We start from the raw sequence: 20,182 nt of genomic DNA on the forward strand, positions 1-20,182 counted from the left end.
TTTACCCCTCCATTAATAATAATTCTGGATTATTTAATAATCTCTTAATATGGTTCATTGCATTTTGACCAGTAGCGCCATCAATTTGTCTATGGTCAAAACTTAGTGATAATGATAATACAGGTGCCGCAACAATTTCTCCATCTTTAACGATAGGTTTTTGAGCGATACGACCAATTCCTAAAATAGCAACTTCAGGGTGATTGATTACTGGAGTGAACCATTGTCCACCTGCAGAACCAATATTACTGATAGTACATGTTGCACCTTTCATTTCATTAGCTTGTAATTTACCATCACGTGCTTTTACAGCTAATTCATTGATCTCATCTGAAATTTGGAACATTGACTTATGGTCAGCGTTCTTAACTACTGGTACTAATAAACCACGATCAGTATCTGCAGCTATACCTACATTATAGTAATGTTTATGAACAATTTCACCATTTTCTTCATCGAACTCAGTATTTAATGCTGGGTATTTTTTAAGTGCTGACACTAATGCTTTAACAACATATGGTAAGAATGTTAATTTAGTGCCTTGTTCAGCAGCCACTTCTTTGAATTTTTTACGGTGATCCCATAACTCTTGAACATCGATTTCGTCCATTAATGTTACGTGTGGAGCTGTATGTTTAGAGTTAACCATTGCTTTAGCAATTGCTTTACGCATAGCTGGGATTTTCTCACGTGTTTCTGGGTATTCACCTTCAGGAACTTGTGGAGATTGAACAGCTTGTGTTTCTTCACTTGCAGTTGCAGTAGCAGCTGAAGTTTCTTCTGTAGTAGCTTCTGATTTAGAACCACCATTTAAGTAAGCTTCAACATCTTCTTTTAAGATACGACCATTTTTACCTGATCCTGATACTGCTTTGATGTTTACGTCGTTTTCACGAGCAAATTTACGAACTGAAGGCATTGCGATTACACGTTTAGAATCGTCAACTTCTGCATCATTTGCTGCTGAAGTTTCTTCTTTTACTTCTTCAGCTGGTGCTTCTTCTTTCGTTTCTTCTTCTTCGTCATCATGGCCTTTGAATTGTAAACCTTCTGCGTCTGGCGCATCAATTTTAACAATTGTATCACCAACAACAGATACAGTTCCTTCTTCAACCATAACTTCTTCTATTTTACCTGCAACAGGTGATGGAATTTCAACGACTGATTTATCATTTTGAACTTCACATAAAACGTCATCTTCTTGAATTTCGTCTCCTGCTTTAACAAACCATTTTACAATTTCACCTTCGTGGATACCTTCACCGATATCTGGTAATTTAAATTCGAATGACACGATTTTTTCCTCCTAATATTAAATCCGTATTTTAATGCGCATTAAAATTCTAATGTTTCTTTAGCTTGCGCTACGATATCTTTTTTGTTTGGTAACCAAACACCTTCAGCTTGTGTGAATGGATAAATAGTGTCAGCAGCTGCGACACGTGCAATAGGCGCTTCTAATGAAAGAACAGCTCTTTCAGAAATTTCTGCTACTACATTTGCACCAACGCCAGCTTGTTTTTGAGCTTCTTGAACAACAATCACACGGTTAGTTTTTTCAACTGATTTAACAATTGTTTCAATATCTAAAGGTTGAACAGTGATTAAATCAATAACTTCTACTGAGTAACCATCTTTTTCAAGATCTTCAGCAGCTTTAACTGATTCTTGAACCATAGCACCGTAAGTGATGATTGTTAAATCTGTACCTTCGCGTTTAACTTTAGCTTTACCAATTTCAACTTCATAATCTTCTTCCGGAACATCTTCACGGAATGAACGATATAATTTCATGTGTTCTAAGTAAACAACTGGGTCATTACTTCTGATAGCTGAAATTAATAGTCCTTTAGCATCATATGGGTTTGAAGGAATAACAACTTTCAAACCAGGTGATTGCGCTACTAAACCTTCTAAGTTATCAGCATGTAGTTCTGGTGTATGAACACCGCCACCGAATGGCGCGCGAATTGTTATTGGAGCTGTTTTTGAATTACCTGAACGGAAACGATGACGTGCAATTTGCCCAGCAACTGAGTCCATAACTTCAAATACGAAACCAAAGAATTGGATTTCCATGACAGGACGGTAACCTTCAAGCGTTAAACCTAAAGCTAAACCACCAATACCAGATTCTGCAAGTGGTGTATCGAATACACGATCTTCACCGAATTCTTTTTGTAAACCTTCTGTTGCACGGAATACTCCGCCGTTTACACCAACGTCTTCACCGAATAATAAAACATTTTCGTCTCTTTTTAATTCGCTTTGAAGCGCATTGTTAATCGCTTGAATCATTGTCATTTGTGCCATGACTTATTTCGACTCCTTCTCTTTGTAAATTTCATATTGCTCAGCTAAGTTGTAAGGCATTTCTTCATACATGTTTTCCATTAAGTCTGTAACTTTTTGTTTAGGCGTATTGTCTGCCTCTTTGATAGCTGCTTTGATTTCTTCTTTTGCTCTTTCCATTACTTCGTTTTCTTTTTCTTCATTCCATAAGCCTTTAGCTTCTAGATATTTTCTATAACGTACTAATGGATCTTTCTTTTCCCAATCTGAATCTTCATCAGAAGTTCTGTAACGTGTTGGATCATCACCAGCCATTGTATGTGGACCATAACGATAAGTTAATGTTTCAATTAATGATGGACCGTCACCATTTACTGCACGATCACGCGCTTGTTTAGTAACAGCATATACTGCAAGAGCATCCATACCGTCAACAAGAACGCCTGGAATACCAGCTGAAACTGCTTTTTGAGCTAATGTTTTAGCTGCAGTTTGTTTTTCACGTGGTGTTGAGATTGCATAGTTGTTATTTTGAATTACGAAAATTGCAGGTGCTTTATATGCAGATGCAAAGTTAATACCTTCATAGAAATCACCTTGTGATGAACCACCGTCACCTGTATAAGTAATTGCTACATTTTGCTTACCACGTTTTTTAATTCCTAAAGCAACACCAGCTGTTTGCACAAATTGTGCACCGATGATGATTTGTGGACTTAATGCATTAACACCTTCTGGGAATTGGTTACCAATAAAGTGTCCACGTGAGAATAAGAATGCTTTAGTTAATGGTAAACCGTGCCAGATTAATTGAGGTACATCACGGTAACCTGGTAAAACATAGTCTGCTTTCTCTAGTGCATAATGTGAAGCTAATTGTGAAGCTTCTTGTCCTGCTGTTGGTGCATAGAAACCTAAACGACCTTGTCTATTTAATGAGATAGAACGTTGATCAAGTACTCGTGTCCAAACCATTCTTTCCATTAATTCTACAAGTTCTTCATCTGATAAGTCCGGTAATAAATCATTATTTACGACGTTTCCTTCTTCATCTAATACTTGAACCATTTCAAATTTAGACTCTATTTCATTTAAAGTCGCTACTGCATCGAATTGGGCTTTTTTTCTCGGAGCCATTCAATTCACCATACCTTTCCCTATATTAAATAATCATTTCTTAATTAGTTTAACACAAAACTGTTTTACTGTTAAATAAAAAATACTAACATTATGATAACCCTTTTGATAAGGCTTTCTTTCGAACTGTATTACAACAAATTTCAAACTGTACTAATACAAATTATGCTTCTAAGTATTGCTCAATATCTTTCTTCTCTTTCATTACCTTTTTAACTTGATTTTGATAATCTGAAACAACTTTAGCTGTATTCTTATTTTCATCAGTGAGTGCTTTAGCTCTTTTATTCGTTCCATCTTGTGTCGCTTTTTCTTTTGCTAAGTAACTAAATAATTCTTTTTCTTTGTCGAGTGATTTGTTATAACCTTCGACCACTTTGTCATGCGCTTTATATTTATTTTCAAGTTCGTCCATTAATTCTTTTGCTTCTTTACGTTGAGACTGATCTTTTATCTTTTTCAATTCACTTTTAGATTCAGAATATATTTTTTGAGATTTGTTCATTGCTTTTTGTTCATCTTCAACCAATGATTCTCTTTTATCGATATTATCAACGATACTTTGTGCTTTATTTCTATAATCTTGACCTTTTGCTTCATCTAATGATTTTATTTTTTTCGTTTTTTCATTTTCAGCTTTCTTCATTTTTTCATTTAAATCAACGATTATATTTTCTTCTTGTTGTGCTTTGTTGATTTTATTATTAAATGTTTCAAGTGAATCTTTTGACGGACTACATGCTGTGAAAGTTAATGCAGTTGTCATCGTCAACATTAACATTTTCATACCTTTCATTCATATTGCCTCCTTACATTTCAATAAACATGTTACTCTGTTTTTTTTATTTATACAATAAATTATAGATGTAAATCAGTGCCGTTTTTGATAAAATTTTATATGAGGACGGTGCATGAAAATGATAACTATGGAAAATATTATTCGTGATGGACACGAAACACTAAGAAATAAAGCTGAAGAAGTGAAATTACCTATTTCAACTGAAGATAAAACTACATTAGATGAAATGTTAGAATTCTTGAAGAACTCACAAGATGAAACAATCGCGAAAAAATATGGTCTTCGTTCTGGCGTTGGGCTCGCCGCTCCGCAAATTAATGTTTCAAAAAAAATGTTAGCTGTATATATTCAGGATGATAGTAAAGGGAACTCAATTGAACTTCAACTTGTTAATCCTAAAATTGTAAGCCACAGTGTACAAAAAGCATACTTACCAGGCGGTGAAGGTTGTTTAAGCGTTGATGAATCAAAGCCTGGACTTGTACACAGAAATTATAAAGTTACAATTGAAGCATTTGATATTGATGGAACACCTTTCAAGAAAAGATTTAAAGGTTATCCAGCAATCGTGTTACAACATGAAATCGACCATTTAAACGGCGTAATGTTTTATGATTACATCAATCAAAATGATCCATTCAAGCCTTTAGATGATGCAGTAGAAGTTAATTAATTTATTAAAAAGCACTTTATAATGGTGATATCACCATTATAAAGTGCTTTTTACATAAACTCATCGCGTCGTTCTATAAAATGAATATTTTTTTCTTTTAAAGCCTTCTGAATCAATGCAAGCTCATCTAAATTCAACCATTCAGGATCTTTATTATGTTTTAAATAATGATGATTTTCTTGTGGAACATGAATAGATTCATCATAATTGTAGATCATAACAACTTCATTTTTTCGAATATTGAATTCAATGCCCTTTAATTGTTTATCTGATCGGTCTTTTTCTCCAATAACCGTCTTGATAATACGTTCAACTTTATCCATCATTTTCACTTCCTATTCGTGTATCAAACCTAGTTCTTTGCACGCATAATAAATGCCCTCTTCAGAAACATGTTTCGTTTCGAAGTCACAAACTTCCTTCAATTGAGGAACAGCATTCCCCATCGCTACACCTAGCCCTACTTCTGAAATCATTTCTATATCATTAGGACCATCTCCAAATGCAATGACATCCTGCATTGAAAATCCTAATTTTTCACTTAATTCTTTAATTCCTTCTGCTTTAGAACGATCACTTGGCACAATATCACGACTAAGTGGATGCCAACGATAAAATTTCAAACCTCCATACTTATTATCATATTTATCATCCTCATCATCCGCATGAAAAATAAGTGATTGATATACAGGATGTTCTTGATAATATGTATTATGGTATTCAGGATAATCCATTTTCAAAGTTCCTAAGCTTTCTGAAATATGCTGATCCTCTTCAACATTAGCATAAACTGCTGTCTCTCCAAAAAATACTAAAGGATGATTATTTTCATGTGCACTTTCAACAATACGATTTAATTGTTCTTTATTTAGTGGATGCTTCCCAACAACTTCACCATTATGAACAACAATTTGTCCATTTAATGATACAAATGTATCAATCCCAGTTGCTTTCAATACTGCATTAAACATATAAGGCGCTCGTCCAGTTGCGATAGCGACTATGTGTCCATTTCCTTTAAGTTTTTGTATGGCTGTAATAGTAGATTGAGGAATTTCTTTATTTTCATCGTAAATTGTTCCATCAATATCCAAAAATACTAATTTTTTGTCCAACTTTCATCGCCTCCTTTATTCTATTTTAGTCGATATTTATTATATATGAAAGATTTAGTTAAATATCTTTATTTATCTCTAATTATCATGTAAAATGAACTTATTAAAAAGGTATTTATATATTCAGATTATAACTACTTTTCAAAATGAACGGGAATCAAATGAAACAATTGACAAACCCTAGAATTAAAACTAGGGCTTTATTTATGTTAATTAACCTAGGAGGATTTTTATAAATGGCAATTTTTAAAGTATTTTTTCAAGAAGACAAAAGTGAAGTAATCGTACGCGAAAGCACACAAACTAAATATTTCGAAGGACAAACAGAAGAAGAAGTTAGAAAATATTTATCAGACCGTAATTATAATATCGAATTTGTCCAAAAATTAGAGGGCGCACATTTAGACTATGAAAAACAATCTGACCATTTCAAAGTGGAGAATATCTAAATGAAGCCACTACAAAAAAATGAAGTTGGTGTATATGCACTGGGTGGTCTCGGTGAAATTGGTAAAAACACGTACGCCCTCGAATATCAAGATGAAATCATCATTATCGATGCGGGCATAAAATTCCCAGACGATGATTTACTTGGTATCGATTACGTGATTCCAGATTATACTTACTTAATTCAAAACAAACATAAAGTAAAAGCTTTATTTATAACACATGGACACGAAGACCATATCGGTGGCGTGCCATTTTTATTAAAACAGCTTAACGTCCCTATTTATAGTGGACCACTTGCTTTAGGTCTTATTAGAAACAAATTAGAAGAACATCACTTATTAAAGACAGCTCAATTAAATGAAATTGATGAAGATTCAGTATTTGAATTTAAACATTTCAAAATTTCATTCTACTTAACAACACATAGTATTCCTGAAGCTTACGGTATTATTGCCGATACGCCTGAAGGTAAAGTTGTCCATACTGGAGATTTCAAATTTGATTTCACACCAGTTGGGAAACCTGCTAATATCGCGAAAATGGCACAACTTGGTGTTGAAGGTGTTCTATGTCTACTTTCTGACTCAACGAACTCTGAAGTACCAAACTTCACATTAAGTGAGAAAGAAGTCGGACAAAATGTTGATGAAATTTTCCGTAAGTGTAAAGGAAGAATCATATTCGCAACATTTGCTTCTAACATTTATAGAGTACAACAAGCTGTAGAAGCTGCCGTGAAATACAACCGTAAGATCGTCGTATTTGGTCGCTCTATGGAAAACAATATAAAAATCGGTACAGAATTAGGCTATATTAAAGTACCACCTGAAACATTTATTGAGCCTAACAAAATTAACACTGTACCAAAACATGAAATTTTAATTTTATGTACAGGATCTCAAGGTGAACCAATGGCAGCATTATCAAGAATTGCTAATGGTACACATAGACAAATTAGTATCATTCCAGATGACACTGTTGTGTTCAGTTCATCACCCATTCCAGGTAATACGAAAAGTGTAAACAGAACAATTAATGCACTTTACAAAGCTGGTGCTGATGTTATTCATGGTAAATTATCTAATATCCATACTTCTGGTCATGGTTCTCAAGATGAACAGAAATTAATGTTACGATTACTTAAACCAAAATACTTCATGCCTATCCATGGTGAATATCGTATGTTGAAAAAACATAGCGAGACAGGTATTAATTGTGGTGTAGACCCAGATAATATCTTCGTCTATGAAATCGGTGATGTTTTAGCATTAACAAAAGATTCAGCACGACACGCAGGACGGATTCCTTCTGGTAGTGTCTTCGTTGATGGTAGCGGTATCGGTGATATCGGTAATGTTGTCATCAAAGACCGTAAAGTATTATCTGAAGAAGGACTTGTAATCGTTGTAGTCAGCATTGACTTCCAAACAAAACAATTACTTTCTGGCCCAGATATTATTTCTAGAGGTTTTGTATATATGCGTGAATCTGGACATCTCATTTATGATGCACAACGCTTAATCAAAAAATCAGTCATAGAAAAATTAAACAAAAATGAAAAAGTAGAATGGCATCATGTTAAATCAACAATTACGGAAGCATTACAACCGTACTTATATGAAAAAACAGCACGTAAACCAATGATATTACCAATCATTATGAAAATTAATGACGAAAAATAAAACCAAAACAACCTGAACTTAAATTGACAAGTTCAGGTTGTTTTTAGTTTAATGGGCTTTATTATAAATCGGGCTGATGAGAAAAAACAAATTTCTCATCAGCCTTTTTTGATAAAAGAATACAAAAAAGCGCAAATATATCTATAATTATAAGTGACCAACCCAATTAGAAGGAGAACATAAGCAACAATGATATTATTTCAAAGTAGCCTCTTTTTATTTCTTTTAGGTAACTTATTTCAAAATTTACCACCACAACAAATTAATTCATACTTCGGATTTCGAACAAAAAAATCAATGAAAAACCAAAAAAATTTGAAAATATCACAAAAAGAAATTGCCATACAACTAAAAAATATATTCTCTTACACATGTTTATTTTCATTCTCTTTACTAATACTCGATACATTCCTAATTGCTCTAAAAAAAGATTCAATATTAACTCTTTCACTTATAATTCAAGGGATCATATTAAGTCTTCTCTTACTAAAAGCATATATAAAAACTAATAAAAAACTCGATTAAAAATCTGTATGTAATTTATTGTTTTATCCCAAATGCTTTATTAATATAAGGTCTCTAAACTCTTAAAACGTAAAAATGTATAATATTTTTTTAAAGGAGCATCGTGATGAAAAAAAAATATAAAAGAAACTTAGAAACCTATTACAAACTTTTGCCTATAACAGGAATCATAACAAGTATGCTAGTTTTTATAATGTTTTATTTTATTTTTAAACAACAAGAAAACATATCAATAATCATACTTTATTCATTAATGCCATTTCTAGTCTATAGCTTAATTTCAATTATCTATAATATTTTTTTAAAATAAAAATATATTTAATTTAGAGTTGTCTATCACTTTTTTCTATGCAGAATAAAGTATAATCTCTTCTTTCAAGTTACCCACATACCATATCCCGCTAACGGGATTGTTTCTCAGAACTATCTCGTTAGCGCTTTGTTTTCTCTCTATTTGTAGTTAATTCAAACTTTTGAGTGGCCTATTTACCCACTAACGAGATTGTTTTCACTTTCTATCTCGTTAGCGCTTTGTTTTCTCTCTTTTTGTAGTTAATTCAGACTTTTGAGTGGCCTATTTACCCGCTAACGGGATTGTTTTTACTTTCTATCTCGTTAGATTTTCTTACGTGATTGTTTCCTAGAACTATCTCGTTAGCTGTGTACTATGTTGCTTGTCAGCCCTCACTTGCAATGTTCGACGTTCCAATATTGCTTGTCGACCTCCACTTGCTATGTTCAGCGCTCCAATATTGCATGTCACACCCACGAAATGTTTATTCATAAAAAAATGTCGACAAAGTCTATAACTTTGTCGACATTCTCATTTATTCGTTAACTAATTTTTTCTCAAATCTATTTAAATCATTATCGTGTCCAATAACAATTAATATATCATGATATTCTATTTTTTCATTAGGATCTGGTGCAACGATAATATCTTTACCTCGTTTAACAGCAATGATGTTAATACCAAAATTAGCTCGAACGTCTAAATCTAATATTGAACTTCCTGCTAGTCTTTCACCAGCTTTAATTTCTACAATTGAATATTCATCAGATAACTCTAAATAATCTAGCACAGAGGCGCTTGCAACGTTATGTGCAATTCGACGACCCATATCTCTTTCTGGATGTACAACTGTGTCCGCACCAATTTTATTTAGAATTTTAGCATGATAATCATTTTGTGCCTTAGCAGTTACTTTCTTAACACCTAATTCTTTAAGTATTAAAGTCGTTAAAGTACTTGCTTGAATATTTTCGCCAATAGCAACGATGACATGATCAAAGTTTCTTATACCTAAACTTTTCATGACCGCTTCATCCGTCGTATCTGCAATAACTGCATGTGTAGCAATATCACTATATTCATTCACTCTAGCTTCATCAGCATCGATGGCCATTACATCCATATCTAGTGCATTTAACTCTCTAACGATGCTGCCTCCAAAACGACCTAATCCAATTACAACGTATTCCTTACTCATGATATGCCCCCATACATTAAATTGAGATTATTTTTTACCTTTAACATAGTCTGCATCAAATATAAATAACCTTAATAACAATATAAGCGATGGAACAAGTAAAAGTAAACCTAAAATAAATACAATAACAAGCATTAATGCCATTTGATCGTTAACTACTGCTTTGTTTATATTAATATACGGCGTTAATATATATGGCAATTTACTAATACCATAACCAAAGAACGCTGTTCCGAACTGTAGTAATATCATAATAAATGCAAATCCGTGTGCTTTTCTAAAGAATATCAGTGAAACTGAAATAATGAAGAATACGATACTTAAACCGAATAACCACCAAAAGCTCCCTACAGCATTATTAAAGTGGTCTTCATTATGTTGTCTCAGTGATAGGAATACAAATTGACAAATAATAATCATCGGTATAGCCCAGATTAAGAACCATTGTCTTAATAGTTTATATGCTTCAGCATCTTTTGCTTTGTGTGCATAATAAGTTAAAAATCCTGAAGATATATATAACACAGATATAATTGCTAAAAATACAACTGCCCATGCGTATGGACTTAACAATAAAGTTAACCAATCTAGATTTACACCTTTATGCGTTTCTTTAATATATCCACCTTCTGCAATCGTTAAAATTGTAGAAAGTGATGCAGGAATTAATAATCCTGTCGCACCATATAAAAACAACCACGATAATTTACTATCTTGCCCGTAATTTTCGAATGCATAGAAACTACCTCGAATTGTTAATAATATTAAAGCGACACTACCTGGAATTAATAATGTTGATCCAAAATAGTATGCGGAATCTGGAAAGAACCCTACAATTCCTACAAAGAAGAAAACAAAGAATACATTCGTAACTTCCCAAACAGGATTTAAATATCTAGAAATCAAATTATTAATAATATGATCTTGTTTTGTTAATTTTGCATGGAAAGCGAAGAATCCCGCGCCGAAATCAATCGCACCTATAATAATATACCCATACAAAAAGAGCCAAAGTACTGTTATACCTATATATTGATAATCCATTATACTTCACCCTTTCTGTTAGCTATCTTATTAACATCATCTGTCGCTTTGCTATGACTAAACATTCTTATAAGTACATAGCTTGCAGATACGCCTAAGATTAAATACAGTATCGCAAAAGCAATAAATACAAGTGCTAAACCATCTGCATGTGTTGCTGCTTGTGCCACTTTTAAATAACCTCTTAATATCCATGGTTGTCTACCCATTTCGGCCAAGAACCATCCAAATTCTATTGCCAACATCGCTAATGGTCCAGTCAGTACCGCTAAGTAAAGTAATGGTTTATTATATTGTGACCATTTTTTCGACCATTTCAAGACAACAAAGAGTGCTGATATGATGAAACAATATACACCGAAGAATACCATTAAATCAAAGAAGTAATGTATCACAAGTGGTGGTGTTTCGTCTGATTTAAACTCATTTAAACCTTTAACTTTCGTATTGAAGTTACTGTCTGATAAGAAACTTAAAGCGCCTGGGATTTTAATTGCCCCTTTAACTTCTTGTTTCTTCTCATCAACAACACCAAACAATACTAAATCAGCTTTAGATTCAGTTTCAAAGTGCCATTCCATTGCTGCTAATTTCTCTGGTTGTTCTTGATGTAAAAATTTTGCTGAAAGATCTCCAGCTAACATAGCAAGTAAACTCGCAATAAGACCAACTGTCATTGTAAGCTTAAGTGCTTTTTTATGATATTCTCTATCATCAATAAATTTATTTTTAATCAATCGGTAAGCAGCGATACTTGCTAAAATAAATGCTGCTGTCATAAAGGCTGTCGCAATGACATGGAATGATCGAATGCCAAACGATGGATTAAACATCGCAGCAATTGGATCAATGTTCATCAATTTCCCTTTTATAAAATCAAATCCACTCGGTGTATTCATAAATGAATTCACTGAAGTAATGAAAAATGCTGAGAAAGTTCCGCCAATGATTACCGGTAAAGTAATTAAGAAATGTGTCCATTTCCCTTTAAATCTATCCCAAGTATACAAATAGATACTTAAAAATATAGCTTCAAAGAAAAACGCAAATGTTTCCATAAATAATGGTAAAGCGATAACTTGACCACCTAATTGCATAAATGATGGCCATAATAATGATAATTGCAACCCGATAATTGTTCCTGTAACAACCCCGACTGCTACTGTAATCGTATAACCCTTAGACCAACGTTTCGCCATAGCAATGTACATAGGATTATCTTTTTTAATACCTATAAATTCAGCTATCGCAAACATTAAAGGAATACCAACACCAACTGTTGCAAATATGATGTGAAATCCTAAGGTCATTGCAGTCAGCAAACGACTAATAACTACTGCATCCATAATATTCCTCCATTCAACATTTGTGATTTATATCACAAATCAATTTCATTATACATCACTTTAACTATTAATCAAATGTTTTTCATTCACAAAAAGATGACAAATTAATGTCGACGTAAACCATAATCGTTGAACACAGCAATAAATCATTATATTATTGCTATATAAAGTTGAGGTGAATGAAAATGAACAATGTGATTATTTATACACAAGATCAATGTCCCCCTTGTCAATTTGTGAAACAATATTTTAATGAAAAGAATGTCGCATTTACAGAAAAGAATATTAAAAACCAAACTTTCAAAAGTGAATTAATAGATTTAGACAGTTTCTCAACACCAACTGTTCTGATAAACGACAAAGTATATTATCAAGTAGATATAGATGCATTTAATAAAGCACTGGGTATTGAATAATGCGTATTCAATTTCCAAGTGCGCGTATCAAAGTGTCGACGCACACTTTTAAGAGTCAACTTAAATCAAATTTGAAAGTTGTTCACATTTCTGATTTACATATCGGATATTATTCTGGTATTGAAGACTTACATCAGCTTGTGTTGCGCATTAACAAACTAGATGCTGATATTGTTTGTTTTACAGGAGATTGTTTTGATAATATCAAATTTGTACCTTTTGACCTTAACCTTGTTATACCTTTATTTAAGACAATCCAATCCAATTTTGGCAAGTTTTTTGTTCCTGGTAATCATGATTATGGTTCTGACGGTATTGAAACTGTTATACGTATTATGAAGCAATCTGATTTTCATGTATTAATCAATGAACACAAACTTGTCAAAACACCACAAGGCAACATTTTAATTCATGGTATAGATGATATTTGTTTCGGACGACCCAATTTCGAAAGTTCTTTTGAAGGTTATCTTCACAATGTCGATTATAGAATTTGCCTAATGCACGAACCTGACAAAGCACATTTAATAGATCCAAATATTAATTTGATATTATCTGGCCATACACATGGAGGACAAGTGAGGTTACCATTTTATGGTGCCATTTACACACCAGCTTTTGGTAAGTTGTATAAAAGTGGACTATATCATTTAAGAAAACAACAATATTTATACGTAAACAGAGGAATCGGTGTCACTCGCCTACCCATTAGAATATTTTGTTCTCCAGAAATAGCTGTTTTTAATATTAAAAATAAATATTAAAGAAAAAAGCGTTTATTACGAGATTTATATATCTCATAATAAACGCTTTTTAAAATTATGCTAATTCATTTACAAGAGCAACTACTTCTTCTTCGGTTGCACAATTAATTGCACGACTTGCTAACTCTTGCATTTCTTTTTGATCTAATTGTTTAATTTGTTTTCTTGCTTTTAAGATACTTGTTGCACTCATTGAGAACTCATCTAATCCTAAACCAAGTAACAACGGAATCGCTGTGTTGTCTCCAGCCATTTCACCACACATACCAGTCCATTTACCTTCTTTATGTGATGCTTCAATTACTTGCTTAACTAAGCGAAGAATTGCAGGATTATATGGTTGGTATAAGTATGAAACACGCTCTGACATACGGTCAGCAGCCATTGTGTATTGAATTAAATCGTTTGTACCGATACTAAAGAAATCAACTTCTTTAGCAAAGATATCTGCAAGTGCAGCTGTTGATGGAATTTCAACCATAATACCGATTTCGATATTATCATCTACTTTAACACCTTCAGAAACTAATTTTTCTTTTTCTTCGAGTAAGATTGCTTTCGCATCTCTGAATTCTTGAACTGTAGCAATCATTGGGAACATGATGTTTAGTTTACCAAATTCAGAAGAACGTAATAAAGCTCTTAATTGAGTTCTAAAGATATCTGTTTGATCTAAACATAAACGAATTGCTCTATAGCCTAAGAATGGGTTCATTTCTTTAGGTAAGTTTAGATAAGATAATTCTTTATCTCCACCAATATCTAAAGTACGAACAACAACACGTTTGCCGTCCATTTCTTTTAATACTTTGCTATAAGCTTCAAATTGCTCTTCTTCAGTAGGCATGTTATCTCTACCCATGTATAAGAACTCAGTACGATATAAACCAATACCTTCTGCACCATTATTTTTAACACCAGTTAAATCATTTGGTGTACCAATATTTGCTGCAAGTTCTACATGAACACCATCTTTAGAGACTGATTCATCATTTACAAGTTTAGCTAATTCTTCTTTCTCAGCTAAGAAGTTCTTTTGCTTTTGTTCATAAGCAAGTACTTCATCTTCTGAAGGATTAATAATTACATCACCTGATAAACCATCAATAATAAGATGATCCCCTTGTTGAACACGGCTAGTAATATCTTTTGTACCTACAACTGCTGGAATTTCTAAAGAACGGCTCATTATCGCAGAGTGAGAAGTTCTTCCACCGATATTAGTCGCAAAACCTTTAACAAATTCTTTGTTAAGTTGTGCTGTATCTGATGGTGTTAAGTCCTCAGCCACTATAATAACGCTTTCATTGATCATACTAGGATTCGGCAATTCCACACCTAATATGTGCGCTAATACACGTTTAGAAACGTCACGAATATCTGCTGCACGTTCTTTCATATATTCATTATCCATATTTTCAAATATAGTAATGAAATTCGTCGAAACTTCATTTAATGCAGTTGGCGCATTTACTTTATTATTGCGAATATTTTCTTCTATTGGATTTAATAACTCAGGATCTTCTAACACTAATAAATGTGCATCAAAAATCGCAGCCTTATCTGCTCCAAGTTGTTTTTCAGCATTATTACGAATTTGTGTTAATTCAACTTTAGATTGATTGACAGCTGCTTTAAACTTTTCAACTTCGCCATCTACATCGCTGATACTTTCACTAGAAAAAGATAAATCAGGTTCAACTAATAAGTATGCTTTACTTATAGCTACACCATCAGATGCAGCTATACCCTTTAATAATTCAGACATTATTTTGTTAATCCTTCTTTAGATAATACTTCAGTAATTGCTTCGATTGCTTCTTTTTCGTCACTACCCTCAGCGTAGATAGTGATTTCAGCGTCTTTACCAACACCTAGGCTCATTACACCCATGATTGATTTTAAGTTAACTTTTTTAGCGTTATATTCTAATTGTACATCTGAATCAAATTTAGATGCTGTTTGAACTAACATTGTTGCTGGTCTTGCATGAATACCCGTTTCATCGATAATTACATAAGAATTTTGTTCCATTTTAATTTCTCCTTCTGGTTCCTGTATTTAATTTGTATAAAATCAAATTTTATCTATACGTTTAAAGAATAGCAAAAAAACACTTACAATTCAATAAAATTACATAATGATGCAGTTAATTAAAAGAAATTTCATTCGTTCTCTAAGTTTGTAAATGCAACTGCGATTTGTGTTCCAATTTTTGCATTATGTTCAACCAGTTTGATATTTGTTTCTAATGATTGACCATTCGTTTGGTCCACAATTTCACTTAATAAAAATGGTGTCGTATCTTTCCCATGAATGCCATTTTGTTCTGCTATTTTTACTGCTTTATCTATTATATCATTAATGAATTCTGGGTCTAATTGATTTTCTTCTGGTACTGGATTTGCAACAACGATACCTGAATCTAATCCAAGATCCCAATGTACTTCCGCGAGCTGTGCAATTGTTTCAACGTCGTCCATACGTGTGTTCAATTTCAAGCCACTTTCTCTAGTGAAAAATGCAGGAAGTTCATCTGTTTGATATCCAACAACTGGTACCCCTTTTGTTTCCAGATATTCAAGCGTTTTATCTAAATCTAAAATTGATTTTGCACCTGCACAAATGACCGTTACTTTCGTTTTGGAAAGCTCATCTAAATCTGCTGATATATCCATCGTTTGTTCTGCGCCTTTATGTACACCACCGATACCGCCTGTTACAAAAAATTTAATATCGGCCAGTTGTGCACAAATCATTGTAGAAGCAACTGTTGTCGCTCCTATTTTTTTAGTAGCAATTATTTCAGCGATATCTCTTCGTGATACTTTAGCAACATCACTTTCTTGTGCAAGTGTTTCTAACTCTTCATCATTCAATCCAATTTTAATTTCACCGTTCATTATTGCAATTGTTGCAGGTACACCACCATTGTCTCTCACAATTTGTTCTACATTTTTTGCCATTTCTACATTTTGTGGATATGGCATACCGTGTGAAATAATTGTTGATTCTAAAGCTACAATTGCTTTTCCTTTTTGTTTTGCTAATTCTACTTCTTCAGAAAATTGAATGTACTGTCTCATTTGATTGCCTCCATATCTTTATTGAGTTGTGTTCTGTCTAAATCTTGTCTTACTGTATATGTTGTTTGTATTGTTTTAGCTGCATTTGCTTGCGCTAGTTGTACAATTTGTTGAATATCATATGATTTTAACCACCCATAAATAAGTGCTGAAGAAAATGCATCCCCTGCACCAGTTACATCAACAATTGGATCTACTTTATTCACACCGAATGACATGTTACCTTCTGAACCTTTGTATAAAATCGTTTCATTACCTGAAGTTACGATTATATTTTTAGGACCTAACATTTTAATCTCATTAACATATTCCTGTAATTCTTCCATTGTATCGGCCGTTTTCCCAACAAACGTCTCTACTTCATCTTTATTTAAAATTAACCATTCAACAGCATGAAGATTCGTAGGAAGTCGTTTCATTTTTGGTCCTGATACTGCAACTAATACGAGTTGAATATGTTGTTTTTCAGCATAAGAACATAAAAATTCTAAAGTTTCTTTTGGACAATTTAAATCTGCTATAATACATGTCGCTTTGTTCAGAATAAATGTCTTCTTAATCATGAATTCAGGTGTGATTTTGTCATATATAGACATATCAGCAAACCCTAATGTCATATTGCCTTCGTCATCTAATAATGCAGTATAATTACCTGTTGACTCACCTGAAATATTTTCAACATAATCTACATTCATAAATGGAGATGATAAATCTGCAATGTGCTGCCATTCTGCATCATTCCCAGATGTTGTTAAAAGAATGACATCTTCACCCAGCCGTCCAAGATTCTCAGCAATATTTCTCGCTACACCACCGATGGATGATTCAGAAGTGACAGGATTTGATGTTCCCTTCATAAGTTGTTCAGAACAATGAAATTTTCTATCTATATTTGCGCCACCAATACATACGATTGGATTTTGTTCATTTAATACATAAGCTTTACCTTGTACATATTCTTTTTTAACAAGTCCGGAAATAATATTTGCCACAGCCGGTCTTGATAGCCCGACCTTTTCTGATAATTCAAGTTGTGAAATAAATGGATTCTCTTTAATTAAATTCAAAATCACTTTTTCGTTTGCGTTCAATATCCACACCCCTCACAAACATTTGTTTATTTTTAAAACTTAAGTTTACAAATTTATTATAAAACGCTTTCATAAAAAGTGCAAATTTAAACTAAAATAAAAAAAGTAAATATAACCCGATTGTTTCCCAAAACTATCTCATGCGCAAAAAAAATGCCGACACAGTCCAAGACTGTGCCGACATTCTTATCATTAATTTATTCTAAAAAATCTTCAATAACTGTCTCACATTTTTTAATGTGATCCTCACCCATTTTTTTCATTAAGTAGTAACTGATTGAACCTGCAACTGCTTGACCAACAAGTGGTATCCATCTAGATTGTTTTGCCGCTTCTCGTTTAACAATTGATCTAAAGAATACTTTAACCATTGCATTCGTTACTTTCTGTCCAACAAATTGACTACCTTTCATCGCTGCTGATGTTAATATTTTTTGTTTAACATCATCTTGCATTTTGTTGACTTGTTTATGACTTAGGCCATAAATTTTATTTATATCTTCAATAATATCGCCCATAAGTTTGATATCCATTCCAACACCTAATCCTGGAATAGGAACAATATTTGCAGCTGATGACATTAATGATTTTTTATGAATTAATTCTTTAGCTTGTTTTCTTCTTTGTAAAATCTCATCTTGTGTTGTTGGCAATTCAGAACGTTTTTTAATTTCTTCAATTCCAAATGCTTTATTTCCCGCTTTTGTAGTGACTTTATTAAAAATACCCATTATTTCATTCTCCTCACCGTTCATTAATATTCAATTATTAAGAATACTAATATATACCCAGGAAATGAAAATTTTAACCATTTATTTGAACAAATACGACTTTCAAGTATTTACTAGGTTTATAATGTGGATGACTCTTGAAGTCTTTAGGTAATCCCATTACATCTAAGATTGTATAATCTAAATCCATCTCATCTAGCGTTTGATTAATCATTTTTTTAAATGCTTTTTGTGGAAATGCACTTGAGTTTGTACTTAAAACAAGTGTTCCTTGTTCATTTAATAATTCAACAGCGCCTTCAATTAATTCAGGATAATTTTTTTGTACGCTGAATGTTTTTTTCTTATTTCTAGCGAAACTTGGTGGATCCACAACAACGACATCATAGCTTAAGCCATGTCTTAATGCATATTTAAAGTAATCAAATACATCCATAATAAAGATGTGATTGTTATTTAAGTCCATTGTATTCAAACCAAAGTTAGCTTCAGTTAGAGGTCTAGCACGGTTTGCTAAATCAACACTTGTCGTCGACTTCGCATGTTCACTTGCTGCAACTGAAAACGCACCAGTATAACTGAATAAATTAAGGATATCTTTATCCTTTGAATATTGGTCTTTTAATTTTTTACGGACATCTTTTTGATCAAGGAAAATACCTGTCATTGGTCCATCATCAAGATTAATATTATAGAATAAACGATTTTCTTCTACAACATATGGGAACTCAGGTGCATCACCTGCAACAAAGTCAGAACTTGTTTCCATACCTTTAAATCTTCTTTTTTCAAATATTGATTGATATTCAAATACTTCTTTAATTGCTGGTAATATTCTATCTTTCAAGCGATAAATACCAACTGAATACCATTGAATTAATAAATGTTCATCATAATAATCAATCGTTAAACCGCCAATACCGTCACCTTCAGCATTAAATAAACGGTAAGCATTAATACCATCTACTTGATTATAATAATTTCTTTCCTCTTTTGCTGCTTTAAACAGATTCACGAAAAATTCATGATCGATTTTCTCAGTTGAATTAAGTGATAACACCCATCCAATACCTTTATTTTGTTCTCCATAATATGCTGTAGCAATAAAGTTTTTACCTGCATCTACTAAGGCAATTAACTCTCCTTCATCCATCTTCGGCATATCAAATACGTCATCTTTTTCTACAAGAGGATATCCTCTTAAATATTTATCTTCTTTACCTCTTTTAAGCATTAATTGTTTCATTATATTTGGCCATCCTTTCGAAACGTCTCACATATTATAACGTATAAAACACAAAACGCAAAAAAACAGAGTATTCCCCCTATTGAATACTCTGTTAACCGAATTTATTAATCAAATTTCCCCCAGAAAGTTTGATCCCCTTTTATGTAAACGCTTACTATAAATTATTATAAATGATAGAATTATTCCACGCAATACATTTTTGAAGAAATTCATTAAAATTATTTACATATTACATTTTGTTATATAACAGTCGCTGATTTAGTTATTGTTTATGCACTTTATATCACTTTAT

20 protein-coding genes are annotated in these 20,182 nt (G+C 32.7%); 5 read left to right on the forward strand and 15 right to left on the reverse strand.

Annotation, left to right across the window (positions count from 1 at the left end; genetic code table 11):
* Position 1: 1 nt before the first annotated feature.
* From P3U32_RS08700 to P3U32_RS08715, 4 genes are all read right to left on the reverse strand, one after another.
* Complete coding sequence (locus P3U32_RS08700) at positions 2-1,294, reverse strand: dihydrolipoamide acetyltransferase family protein (protein WP_323702744.1); 1,293 nt, start codon at positions 1,292-1,294, stop codon at positions 2-4.
* A 41-nt stretch (positions 1,295-1,335) separates the two neighbouring features.
* Positions 1,336-2,313 (reverse strand): alpha-ketoacid dehydrogenase subunit beta, encoded by a 978-nt coding sequence (locus P3U32_RS08705; RefSeq protein WP_323702745.1) that lies wholly within the window; start codon positions 2,311-2,313, stop codon positions 1,336-1,338.
* A gap of 3 nt (positions 2,314-2,316) precedes the next feature.
* A complete protein-coding gene (gene pdhA / locus P3U32_RS08710; protein ID WP_323702746.1) occupies positions 2,317-3,429 on the reverse strand; it encodes a pyruvate dehydrogenase (acetyl-transferring) E1 component subunit alpha in 1,113 nt (370 codons plus the stop codon).
* Between the two features lie 163 nt (positions 3,430-3,592).
* Positions 3,593-4,225, reverse strand: a complete 633-nt coding sequence (locus tag P3U32_RS08715; RefSeq protein WP_323702747.1) for a YkyA family protein — start codon at positions 4,223-4,225, stop codon at positions 3,593-3,595.
* Positions 4,226-4,346: 121 nt separating this feature from the next.
* On the opposite strand from P3U32_RS08715, the gene def reads away from it, so the two are divergent.
* Complete coding sequence (gene def / locus P3U32_RS08720) at positions 4,347-4,901, forward strand: peptide deformylase (RefSeq protein ID WP_323704863.1); 555 nt, start codon at positions 4,347-4,349, stop codon at positions 4,899-4,901.
* Between the two features lie 50 nt (positions 4,902-4,951).
* Here def and P3U32_RS08725 read toward each other — a convergent pair whose 3' ends face one another.
* Both P3U32_RS08725 and P3U32_RS08730 read right to left on the reverse strand, forming a co-directional pair.
* Positions 4,952-5,224, reverse strand: coding sequence for a hypothetical protein (locus P3U32_RS08725; protein WP_323702748.1), 273 nt, complete (start codon positions 5,222-5,224; stop codon positions 4,952-4,954).
* 12 nt (positions 5,225-5,236) lie between these two features.
* Entirely contained in the window at positions 5,237-6,016 is a 780-nt protein-coding gene (locus P3U32_RS08730; protein ID WP_323702749.1) for a Cof-type HAD-IIB family hydrolase, read from the reverse strand.
* A 236-nt stretch (positions 6,017-6,252) separates the two neighbouring features.
* Between P3U32_RS08730 and P3U32_RS08735 the strand changes: the two genes are divergently transcribed.
* Together P3U32_RS08735 and rnjA are read left to right on the forward strand one after the other, a co-directional pair.
* Positions 6,253-6,465 (forward strand): DNA-dependent RNA polymerase subunit epsilon, encoded by a 213-nt coding sequence (locus tag P3U32_RS08735; protein WP_323702750.1) that lies wholly within the window; start codon positions 6,253-6,255, stop codon positions 6,463-6,465.
* Complete coding sequence (gene rnjA / locus P3U32_RS08740) at positions 6,466-8,148, forward strand: ribonuclease J1 (protein ID WP_323702751.1); 1,683 nt, start codon at positions 6,466-6,468, stop codon at positions 8,146-8,148. It abuts the gene before it with no gap.
* Between the two features lie 1,352 nt (positions 8,149-9,500).
* On the opposite strand, the gene P3U32_RS08745 is transcribed toward rnjA, so the two are convergent.
* From P3U32_RS08745 to P3U32_RS08755, 3 genes are read right to left on the reverse strand one after another with little or no spacing between them, the layout of a single operon-like run.
* Entirely contained in the window at positions 9,501-10,163 is a 663-nt protein-coding gene (locus tag P3U32_RS08745) for a potassium channel family protein (RefSeq protein ID WP_323702752.1), read from the reverse strand.
* A gap of 27 nt (positions 10,164-10,190) precedes the next feature.
* Positions 10,191-11,207 (reverse strand): cytochrome d ubiquinol oxidase subunit II, encoded by a 1,017-nt coding sequence (locus P3U32_RS08750; protein ID WP_323702753.1) that lies wholly within the window; start codon positions 11,205-11,207, stop codon positions 10,191-10,193.
* Positions 11,207-12,553, reverse strand: coding sequence for a cytochrome ubiquinol oxidase subunit I (locus P3U32_RS08755; protein WP_323702754.1), 1,347 nt, complete (start codon positions 12,551-12,553; stop codon positions 11,207-11,209). Before P3U32_RS08755 ends, P3U32_RS08750 begins: the two co-directional genes overlap by 1 nt.
* A gap of 185 nt (positions 12,554-12,738) precedes the next feature.
* On the opposite strand from P3U32_RS08755, the gene P3U32_RS08760 reads away from it, so the two are divergent.
* Entirely contained in the window at positions 12,739-12,969 is a 231-nt protein-coding gene (locus tag P3U32_RS08760) for a glutaredoxin family protein (protein WP_323702755.1), read from the forward strand.
* Positions 12,969-13,733 (forward strand): metallophosphoesterase, encoded by a 765-nt coding sequence (locus P3U32_RS08765; protein ID WP_323702756.1) that lies wholly within the window; start codon positions 12,969-12,971, stop codon positions 13,731-13,733. The genes P3U32_RS08760 and P3U32_RS08765 overlap by 1 nt, the downstream gene beginning before the upstream one ends.
* A gap of 55 nt (positions 13,734-13,788) precedes the next feature.
* On the opposite strand, the gene ptsP is transcribed toward P3U32_RS08765, so the two are convergent.
* The 6 genes from ptsP to P3U32_RS08795 form a co-directional block, all read right to left on the reverse strand.
* Entirely contained in the window at positions 13,789-15,501 is a 1,713-nt protein-coding gene (gene ptsP, locus P3U32_RS08770) for a phosphoenolpyruvate--protein phosphotransferase (RefSeq protein WP_323702757.1), read from the reverse strand.
* Positions 15,501-15,767, reverse strand: coding sequence for a phosphocarrier protein HPr (locus P3U32_RS08775; RefSeq protein WP_016912884.1), 267 nt, complete (start codon positions 15,765-15,767; stop codon positions 15,501-15,503). The genes ptsP and P3U32_RS08775 overlap by 1 nt, the downstream gene beginning before the upstream one ends.
* A gap of 131 nt (positions 15,768-15,898) precedes the next feature.
* Complete coding sequence (locus P3U32_RS08780; RefSeq protein WP_323702760.1) at positions 15,899-16,819, reverse strand: pseudouridine-5'-phosphate glycosidase; 921 nt, start codon at positions 16,817-16,819, stop codon at positions 15,899-15,901.
* A complete protein-coding gene (locus P3U32_RS08785) occupies positions 16,816-17,910 on the reverse strand; it encodes a carbohydrate kinase (protein WP_323702761.1) in 1,095 nt (364 codons plus the stop codon). The genes P3U32_RS08780 and P3U32_RS08785 overlap by 4 nt, the downstream gene beginning before the upstream one ends.
* Before the next feature lie 197 nt (positions 17,911-18,107).
* Entirely contained in the window at positions 18,108-18,641 is a 534-nt protein-coding gene (locus tag P3U32_RS08790) for a DUF697 domain-containing protein (RefSeq protein ID WP_323702762.1), read from the reverse strand.
* Positions 18,642-18,714: 73 nt separating this feature from the next.
* Entirely contained in the window at positions 18,715-19,887 is a 1,173-nt protein-coding gene (locus P3U32_RS08795; RefSeq protein WP_323702763.1) for a class I SAM-dependent rRNA methyltransferase, read from the reverse strand.
* Positions 19,888-20,182 lie beyond the last annotated feature (295 nt).

Origin of the sequence: Mammaliicoccus sp. Dog046 (assembly GCF_034039665.1) — a bacterium.
Lineage (GTDB): Bacteria > Bacillota > Bacilli > Staphylococcales > Staphylococcaceae > Mammaliicoccus.